At 39.9% G+C, this 8,881-nt stretch carries 13 protein-coding genes; 9 read left to right on the forward strand and 4 right to left on the reverse strand.

What is annotated here, in order from left to right; all coding sequences use genetic code 11:
- Positions 1–128 precede the first annotated feature (128 nt).
- Together A3EO_RS0111350 and asd are read right to left on the reverse strand one after the other, a co-directional pair.
- Positions 129–761, reverse strand: coding sequence for an FKBP-type peptidyl-prolyl cis-trans isomerase (locus A3EO_RS0111350; RefSeq protein WP_018347234.1), 633 nt, complete (start codon positions 759–761; stop codon positions 129–131).
- 29 nt (positions 762–790) lie between these two features.
- Positions 791–1,675: an archaetidylserine decarboxylase gene (gene asd / locus A3EO_RS0111355; protein WP_018347235.1), complete on the reverse strand. Its 885-nt coding sequence runs from the start codon at positions 1,673–1,675 to the stop codon at positions 791–793.
- 204 nt (positions 1,676–1,879) lie between these two features.
- Between asd and yceD the strand changes: the two genes are divergently transcribed.
- The 9 genes from yceD to rarD all read left to right on the forward strand — a co-directional run bounded on the left by yceD (position 1,880) and on the right by rarD (position 8,543).
- Positions 1,880–2,407: a 23S rRNA accumulation protein YceD gene (yceD, locus tag A3EO_RS0111360; protein WP_013745783.1), complete on the forward strand. Its 528-nt coding sequence runs from the start codon at positions 1,880–1,882 to the stop codon at positions 2,405–2,407.
- Between the two features lie 15 nt (positions 2,408–2,422).
- Complete coding sequence (gene rpmF / locus A3EO_RS0111365; RefSeq protein WP_013745784.1) at positions 2,423–2,587, forward strand: 50S ribosomal protein L32; 165 nt, start codon at positions 2,423–2,425, stop codon at positions 2,585–2,587.
- A 45-nt stretch (positions 2,588–2,632) separates the two neighbouring features.
- Positions 2,633–3,625 (forward strand): phosphate acyltransferase PlsX, encoded by a 993-nt coding sequence (gene plsX / locus A3EO_RS0111370; protein WP_218564381.1) that lies wholly within the window; start codon positions 2,633–2,635, stop codon positions 3,623–3,625.
- A gap of 88 nt (positions 3,626–3,713) precedes the next feature.
- Entirely contained in the window at positions 3,714–4,175 is a 462-nt protein-coding gene (locus tag A3EO_RS0111375; protein WP_018347237.1) for an OsmC family protein, read from the forward strand.
- 58 nt (positions 4,176–4,233) lie between these two features.
- Positions 4,234–5,184, forward strand: coding sequence for a beta-ketoacyl-ACP synthase III (locus A3EO_RS0111380; protein ID WP_018347238.1), 951 nt, complete (start codon positions 4,234–4,236; stop codon positions 5,182–5,184).
- A 28-nt stretch (positions 5,185–5,212) separates the two neighbouring features.
- Entirely contained in the window at positions 5,213–6,154 is a 942-nt protein-coding gene (gene fabD, locus A3EO_RS0111385; protein ID WP_018347239.1) for an ACP S-malonyltransferase, read from the forward strand.
- A 15-nt stretch (positions 6,155–6,169) separates the two neighbouring features.
- A complete protein-coding gene (fabG, locus tag A3EO_RS0111390; RefSeq protein ID WP_115241582.1) occupies positions 6,170–6,898 on the forward strand; it encodes a 3-oxoacyl-ACP reductase FabG in 729 nt (242 codons plus the stop codon).
- A gap of 253 nt (positions 6,899–7,151) precedes the next feature.
- On the forward strand, positions 7,152–7,382 hold the full coding sequence (gene acpP, locus A3EO_RS0111395; RefSeq protein WP_013745789.1) for an acyl carrier protein: 231 nt from the start codon (positions 7,152–7,154) through the stop codon (positions 7,380–7,382).
- Positions 7,383–7,640: 258 nt separating this feature from the next.
- Positions 7,641–8,543 (forward strand): EamA family transporter RarD, encoded by a 903-nt coding sequence (rarD, locus tag A3EO_RS0111405; protein ID WP_018347241.1) that lies wholly within the window; start codon positions 7,641–7,643, stop codon positions 8,541–8,543.
- A gap of 2 nt (positions 8,544–8,545) precedes the next feature.
- Here the strand turns inward: rarD and A3EO_RS13580 are convergent, their stop codons facing one another.
- On the reverse strand, positions 8,546–8,686 hold the full coding sequence (locus A3EO_RS13580; protein WP_013745792.1) for a hypothetical protein: 141 nt from the start codon (positions 8,684–8,686) through the stop codon (positions 8,546–8,548).
- Positions 8,687–8,763: 77 nt separating this feature from the next.
- Positions 8,764–8,881: IS3 family transposase (locus tag A3EO_RS13240; protein ID WP_018347315.1), on the reverse strand; the 118-nt coding region annotated here is incomplete at its 5' end.

The raw sequence follows: 8,881 nt of genomic DNA on the forward strand, positions 1-8,881 counted from the left end.
GAATACAATTAAAATTAAATGGACTGAGCCCTGTTCAATACAGAATTCAGTCCTTAAAATAACAGTCTAACTTTTAGGGGTCAGATCAAAAAGTGTAGCTTTTTTGATACAACTAAATTAAAAACTCATTACAGCACATCCAACAACTCAACATCAAACACTAAAGTGCTGAACGGTGGGATTGAGGCGCCTGCGCCACGTTCACCGTAGGCAAGGTGGTGAGGAATCACTAAACGCCATTTTGAACCGACAGGCATCATACTTAATGCTTCGATCCATCCAGCGATAACACCGTTTACCGGGAATTCTGCCGGTTGTCCACGTTGTACTGAGCTATCGAAAACGGTGCCGTCAATTAAAGAACCAGTGTAGTGAACACGCACTTTATCGGTTTTTGCCGGGATTTTACCTTCGCCTTTGGTTAAAATTTGATATTGCAAACCGCTGTCCGTTTCAACAACATCCGGATGTTGGCGATTTTCAGCCAGAAATGCCTTACCTGCCTCTTCAATTTCTTTAAATAATAATTTTTGTTTTTCTTCAACACGTTGATGAAGTTCTTGCAATGCAGCAGTGATTTGTTGTTGATCCAAGGCTGCTTCATTTTGATTTAGCGCATCAAAAATACCTTTCGCTACAGCAACTTCATCAATATCTAACTGACTTGAAATTAATTGTTGTCCGATTTGCAAACCGATACCGTAGCTGCCTTTTGCCTCTACGCTTTCTAAACTGACTTGATCAAAAAATTGTTTCGACATAATGTTTCCTTTATTGTTGTGGTAAATGATTATTCTACTTTTCGTGCAAGCAACTCACCGACTTTTACGGCAGTATCTTGATGTAAATATTGCGCGAATTCTACTTGATCCGGCGCGAACAAATTAATAACAGTTGATCCCAAGCGAAATGCGCCCATCTCTGCGCCTTTTTCCAAAGTAACGGCGCCGCTTTCCCCTTTTTCCGGATAAGACCAAGATTTAATCTCTCCCGGACGCGGTGGATTGATAACACCTGCCCAAACCGTGCTGATACTTGCGGTAATGGTTGCACCGACTAAAATTTGCACCATCGGACCGAATTCAGTATCAAAAAGGCAAATAACGCGTTCATTGCGTGAAAACAGATGCGGAATATGTTCCGCTAAAAATGGATTCACAGAATAAAGCTCACCCGGCACATAAATCATTTGGCGTAATGTGCCTGTACACGGCATATGCACGCGGTGATAATCTCGTGGTGAAAGATAGGTGGTGATAAATTGTCCATTTTTGAACAATTCATTCATTTTGTCATCACCTGCCAATAGATCGGTTAAGCTAAAATAGTGCCCTTTCGCTTGAATAAGACGATCCTGCTCGATCTTGCCAAGTTGGCTCACTCTTCCGTCCGCCGGCAAACATAACGCTTTCGGATCTTGATTGATCGGTCTTGCACCTTCTTTTAGCGGTCGAATAAAAAATTGATTAAATGAAGCATAATCTTTAGCATCGGAAAACTGCGCTTCATCCATATTAATACGATATTTTTTAGCAAAAAGACGAATTATCGTATGTGTTACCGCTCCCCATTGTTTTTCTGCTAACCAGCCGGCAGCACGTGTTATCGCCAACTGCGGCAATAAATAATGAAAGGCGACTTTTAATTTATCAAAGTAGGTGATCGTCTTGTTCAATTTGCTTCCCTCTTAAATAGAAAATAAATATAACTCCGTTATTCGGTAAATAGCGGATTATAACAAGTTGGGTCTATTCTGCAATTTTCAAGCAAAGATGTTTATTTTTTCAACTTGAATATATGGCTTTTAATCGCAAAAACTCACAAAAAAATCTGTATTTCCTTTGACTATTGTTGTATCTAACGTTAATATTTGCACCCTATGAAAAAGGTAAAACTACCCTTAACCGTTGATCCGGTTAAATCTGCACAAAGACGTTTGAATTACGAGGGTTATTATTCTCGTAATCAGCTCGTGCGTTTGGCGGAAGCGGTTAATCAAGTGCTGAGTGATGTTGAGGCGGAGTTAAGCTTTACAATTGATCCGCAAAAATTGGTTGTAATGCAAGGCAAAGCGGATGTTGATGTGATGTTGCAATGTCAACGCTGTGGTCAACCGTTTCCTTATCATTTATCTTGCACTTTTAATTACAGTCCAGTGTCTAATTTGGATCAGGCTGATGTGTTACCTGAAATTTATGAACCAATCGAACTTAACGATTTTGGGGAAATAGATTTATTGGCAGTGATTGAAGATGAACTTCTCCTTTCACTTCCGTTGGTTCCAATGCATGAACCAGAACACTGTGAAGTGTCCGAGGACGAACAGGTTTTTGGCGAATTGCCGGAAGAATTGGCAAAGAAACCGAACCCGTTCGCTGTGTTAGCTAGTTTAAAGAAGCAAAAATAGTTAGGAGTATAGCCAATGGCTGTTCAACAGAATAAAAAATCTCGTTCAAGACGTGATATGCGTCGTTCTCACGATGCGTTAACTACTGCTGCGGTTTCTATCGATAAAGAAACTGGTGCGACTCATTTACGCCATCACGTTACTGCTGATGGTTATTACCGTGGTCGTAAAATTAAATAATTTTCGTCTAAAGGTAATACATTGAGTCTAACCATTGCGTTAGATATGATGGGCGGGGACTTTGGTCCCCGTATCACTGTCCCAGCCGCAATCCAAGTGTTGGAGAAATATCCAACGCTTCGCTTTTTGTTTTTTGGCGATCATAACGCCATCCAACAATATCTCCCACAAATTGATAAATCACTTTCACAACGCATTATTGTTCATCATTGCGATCGTCAAATTTTTTCAGATACTGCCATTACTCAAGCCTTACGCTATAGCAAAGGTACTTCCTTGCGCTTAGCCATTGAAGCGGTGCAAAAAAATAGTGCGGTTGCTTGTGTAAGTGCCGGTAATACCGGTGCATTGATGGGGTTATCAAAAATTCTGATTCAGCCTCTTCCGGGAATTCAACGTCCGGCTTTGGTTTCATTGTTACCAACAATGAACGGTCGTCATAGTGTGATGTTGGATTTGGGTGCCAATATTGAAACCAATGCCGAACAGCTATATCAATTTGCCAGAATGGGGGCAATTTTTGCAGAAAATATGTTGGATTTGGTTTATCCTCGTGTGTCATTGCTCAATATAGGCATTGAGGCAATCAAAGGATTACCGGCAATTCGTGAAGCGGCCACCTTGCTTGAAAAAGATATTAACATTAATTACATCGGTTTTATTGAAGGTGATCAGCTGCTTAATCACTATGCTGATGTGATTGTATCCGACGGATTTAACGGTAATATTGCCTTGAAAACACTGGAAGGTACGGCGAAAAATATTATTCAGTTATTGAAACAAAATCAATCCACTCATCCGATATGGTGTACAAACTGGTTTAAACAGATTCTTCGTCATATGCTGAAAGAGAAATATCAGCAATTGCAATCTTTTAATCCGGATAAACATAGTGGCGCATCATTATTAGGCTTGCAATCTGTTATTGTAAAAAGCCACGGCAGTTCAAACAGCAACGCTTTCGCTACCGCAATTGAACACGCTATTACCCAAGTAAACAAAAATATTCCAGAAAAAATACTCAACGAATTACGTTAAGTGTTAACAAAACTTTTGATTATCTCTAAAAGTGCGATAATATTTCCAACAATTTTAATCAGATACTTCAAACATAGGAGCAGCGACAATGGCAGATAAGCAACATCACTACCAAGTAAAAATTCGTTGGACCGGAAATCGTGGCAATGGAACATCAAGCTATACTGCTTATGATCGTGATAGCGAATTAACTGCACCCGGAAAAGATCCTGTTGCTTTAAGTGCTGATCCCGCATTTCGTGGCGATCGCCAACGCTGGAATCCGGAAGAGTTATTACTTGCCGCAGCCTCTGCCTGCCACAAATTATGGTATCTTCATCTTTGTGCTGATGCCGGTATTATTGTCGATGCTTATGAAGATAATGCTGAGGGAACAATGGTAGAAAATGCACGTGGGCATTTTACCCAGATTACTTTAAAACCGCATATTACTTTACGCAATCCATCTGATATTGAACGTGCAAAGCAATTACATCATCAAGCTCACGAAGCCTGTTTTATTGCTAATTCACTCAATTTCCCCGTAAATTGTGAACCGGTTTTTGATTAAAAATATTGGTGTAACGTCTTATGTTATGCCACTTTTCAAACAATAAAATGAGATAACTATGTATAGCAAAATATTAGCGACAGGTAGTTACCTTCCGCAAAAAATTAGAACAAATGCTGATTTAGAAAAAATGGTCGACACTTCTGATGAGTGGATCACGACGCGTTCCGGCATCAAAGAGCGTCGTATCGCAGCAGAAGATGAAACCGTTGCCACTATGGGGGCAAATGCGGCAAAACAGGCATTGCAGACAGCCAATATTGATCCACAGGAAATTGATCTGATCGTGGTCGGAACAACGACAAATTCCCATTCCTATCCAAGTGCAGCTTGTCAAATTCAAGGTATTCTCGGCATTAAAGATGCCATTGCATTCGATGTTGCGGCAGCTTGTACCGGTTTTATTTACGCCTTAAGCGTAGCAGATCAGTTTGTGCGTAATAATCAGGTTAAAAAAGCATTAGTTATTGGTGCAGATTTAAATTCCCGCCATCTTGATGAAACCGATCGCAGTACGGTCGTTCTGTTTGGTGATGGTGCCGGTGCGGTTATTTTGGAAGCAAGCGAAAGTGAAGGCATTATCTCAACTCATCTACACGCCTCTTCCGATATGGAGGGAATGTTAGCTTTATCACAGACTCAACGTAACGATGAAAAATCCGGTTATATTACTATGCAAGGTAATGCCACCTTCAAATTAGCGGTGAGTCAATTATCCAATGTGGTTGAGGAAACACTAAGCTCAAATCATCTTGATAAGAAAGATATTGACTGGTTGGTGCCGCATCAAGCTAATTTACGCATTATCAGTGCCACCGCCAAGAAATTAGATATGGATATGTCGCAAGTGGTAATAACGCTTGATCGTTATGCCAATACCAGTGCTGCAACCGTGCCGACAGCGCTGGATGAAGCGATTCGTGACGGTCGTATCAAGCGTGACCAACTGTTATTACTGGAAGCATTCGGTGGTGGTTGGACTTGGGGTTCAGCATTAGTCCGTTATTAAGTTTTTATAATTACAAAAAGGTTATTCAATGAAAAAATTTGCAATGGTTTTCCCTGGACAGGGCTCTCAATCTGTAGGAATGTTGGCGGAATTAGCTGCACAATATCCGATTGTAGAAGAAACATTTAAACAGGCTTCCGAAGTGTTGGATTATGATCTTTGGGCATTGGTACAGCAAGGTCCAGCCGAAGAATTGAATAAAACGTGGCAAACTCAGCCGGCGTTATTAGCAGCTTCAGTCGCTATTTTCCGTGTATGGCAACAGCAATATCCGGATTTACAACCTACAGTGATGGCTGGGCATAGTTTAGGTGAGTATTCCGCATTGGTTTGTGCCGGTGTCATTGATTTTCAAGATGCTATCAAATTGGTGCAATTGCGTGGAAAATTGATGCAGCAAGCTGTGCCTGAAGGAACGGGGGCGATGTATGCCATTATCGGTTTAGATAATGAAAAAATTATTGCTGCCTGCCAACAAGCTGCCGAAGGAGAAGTGGTTGCCGCAGTGAATTTTAATTCGCCGGGGCAAGTTGTTATTGCCGGCAATAAGGCAGCTGTTGAACGTGCCGCTGCTTTATGTAAAGAGGCTGGCGCCAAACGTGCATTGCCGTTAGCGGTAAGTGTACCTTCACACTGTGCATTAATGAAACCTGCCGCTGATCAACTGGCGGTGGCATTGGAATCTATCTCATTTAAACAACCTCAAGTTGCAGTGATTAATAATGTTGATGTCAAAGCAGAAAATGATCCTGATGCAATTCGTCACGCATTAGTACGCCAACTTTATAATCCTGTGCGTTGGACTGAAACCGTAGAAAAAATGGATCAGCAAGGTATTGAGCTTACGTTTGAAATCGGACCAAACAAAGTGCTTACCGGATTAAATAAACGCATCAGTGCCAATATCCAGCCCTACGCTGTTAATGACACTGCTTCCCTTGCCGAAGTGGAAAACTTAAAAAATGCATAAAAAATGAAAGGAGAAATTATGCAGAAAATCGCATTAGTAACAGGTGCCAGCCGAGGAATCGGGAGAGCTATCGCTGAAGAGTTAGTCAATAAAGGGTTTACCGTCATTGGTACTGCAACCAGCGAAAAAGGTGCTGACGCCATTTCCGATTATTTAGGCGAAAATGGAAAAGGGTTAGTATTAAATGTGACCTCTTTGGAATCTATCAACGCATTATTAGAACAAATTAAACAACAGTTCGGTGATATTGATGTACTTGTCAATAACGCCGGCATCACTCGCGATAATCTAATGATGCGAATGAAAGAAGAAGATTGGGATATTATTTTGCAAACCAATTTAAGTTCTGTTTTCCATCTTTCAAAAGCGGTGTTACGCAGTATGATGAAAAAACGCTTCGGTCGTATTATTAGCATCGGTTCTGTTGTCGGTTCAATGGGGAATCCCGGACAAGCCAATTATTGTGCAGCTAAAGCCGGCATTATCGGCTTCTCTAAAGCCTTAGCAAAAGAAGTTGCTTCTCGCGGCATTACAGTGAATGTTGTAGCGCCGGGTTTTATTGCTACCGATATGACGGATGCACTTACCGAAGAACAAAAAGCCGCAACATTGGCGCAAGTGCCGGCGGGTCGTTTAGGTGAGCCTAAAGATATTGCTAAAGCAGTTGCTTTTTTAGCTTCTGATGATGCCGCCTATATTACCGGCGAAACATTACATGTAAACGGTGGTATGTATATGAATTAATAAGCTGTTATGATTTTGTAACAGCAAAGCATATTCCGGCAATACGATAACCTTGGGTTAAACAAAAAGCATAGCAATCGAGTTCGCTTAATGTTAGAATTGCCATCGAGTATGTAACTTTGGTCAATGTATGCATACAGATTTTGACCTTCTTGTTAGAGGCGAGGTTAGACCTCTAATTTAACAGTTGCAACTTAATTTATTATGCATACAATTTCTCCTCTTGCAGAACAAATAAATAGGGAATTAACAAATGAGTATTGAAGAACGCGTAAAAAAAATTATTGTTGAACAATTAGGCGTTAAAGAAGAAGAAGTGAAACCGGAAGCATCTTTTGTTGAAGATTTAGGTGCTGATTCTTTAGATACTGTTGAATTAGTAATGGCTTTAGAAGAAGAATTCGATATCGAAATTCCTGATGAAGAAGCTGAAAAAATTACTACTGTTCAATCTGCTATCGACTACGTTCAAAGCAACCAATAATTTCAGTAGAGTTTTCGATGAAAAAGGATTATCTCTTTGAGGTAATCCTTTTTGTTATTGCGTTTTTTAATCCGGCAACCTATGCAAATTGTATCGAGTTTTCCAACTCTTTCGCCGTTAAATTTGCCTGATGAGTTGCTAATTTGGGTAAAGTTGCCATAAGCTAATCACTGCCCTGATTTGGAAGAAAATGACATCTTTCCCAATTAAAACGTTCTATCGATGTGAGTGACGTGGTTTCAACCTTAGGAGATGTTGATGAATCCATTAATTATTGGAATTATCCTTTGCATTTTTTCTCAAATTCTATTCAGCTCCTTATTTTTATTCAGCTATGCAATGCAACCACTTTCCGGTGTCTCTATCTTTGCTTTGCGCATTATCGTTACCTTCTTCGGTTTCTGGTTATTGACACTTTTAAGTTCACAGCGAAAAGAAATCTTGCCATTTATTCGGCAAAAACTTGGCACATCGTTCAAAAACTGGGCAATGATGTTAATGGGTACCGCTATTTTGGCGAGCCAGCTTTGTTTATTTATGTGGGCTCCGATTAATGGGGAAGGATTAAATGTCGCAATGGGTTACTTCCTATTCCCGTTAATGATGGTTTTTTTCGGCAAATTAATTTGGAAAGAACAACTGACTAAACTGCAACTACTCGCCCTAATCCTTGCTGTTTGTGGCATTTTAAATCAGCTTTATCACACGCACGCTTTTTCGTGGACAACATTATGGGTGGTTTTACTTTATCCGCCTTATTATCTCTCAAGAAGAATGCTTAACATTCCTGCGTTGCTTGGTCTGACTTTTGATTTAACCTTTATTGCGCCTTTTGCGTTGTTCTATTTATTGCCACAACAAGAGATTTGGCAATTAATAGCTTCCGAATCTCGTTATTGGTTATTGCTGCCATTATTAGGTGCGGTAAGCGCCTTATCTATGACATTTAATATTCGTTCCAGTGCTATTTTGCCAATGAAGCTGTTCGGCTTATTAAGTTATATTGAGCCATCACTTCTATTTGTGCTTTCAATAACCATTTTAGGAACGGTGATGCCGACAGAAGCCTATATCAGTTATGGACTTATCTGGAGCGCATTATTAGTGTTGGCAATTAATGGTTTCATCGCTCCAGTTAAGCCTAAACTTAAAACAGTATAAAACTACTCTTGTTCCTTCAAAAAGCGAATTCTATGACGAGCTTGAATATATTGTTTACGTTTTTGAATTCGCTTTAACAACATCAAACGACGAATTCTTAATGTTTTGAAATTTTTAAGTGAACCTCTTCTCACTCGACGCATCTGATCTCCTCCTGTATCAAAATACTCTCATAAAAAAACACCTTACCATTATGATCTGACCCCGAAAAGTTAGACTGTTATTTTAAGGACTGAATTCTGTATTGAACAGGGCTCAGTCCATTTAATTTTAATTGTATTCTTTCCTCATTGTAATAACGAACATATTCTTTGATAACAGATTCAAGTTCTTCAATG

The sequence above is a fragment of the Gallibacterium anatis DSM 16844 = F 149 genome, from assembly GCF_000379785.1.
Classification (GTDB): domain Bacteria; phylum Pseudomonadota; class Gammaproteobacteria; order Enterobacterales; family Pasteurellaceae; genus Gallibacterium; species Gallibacterium anatis.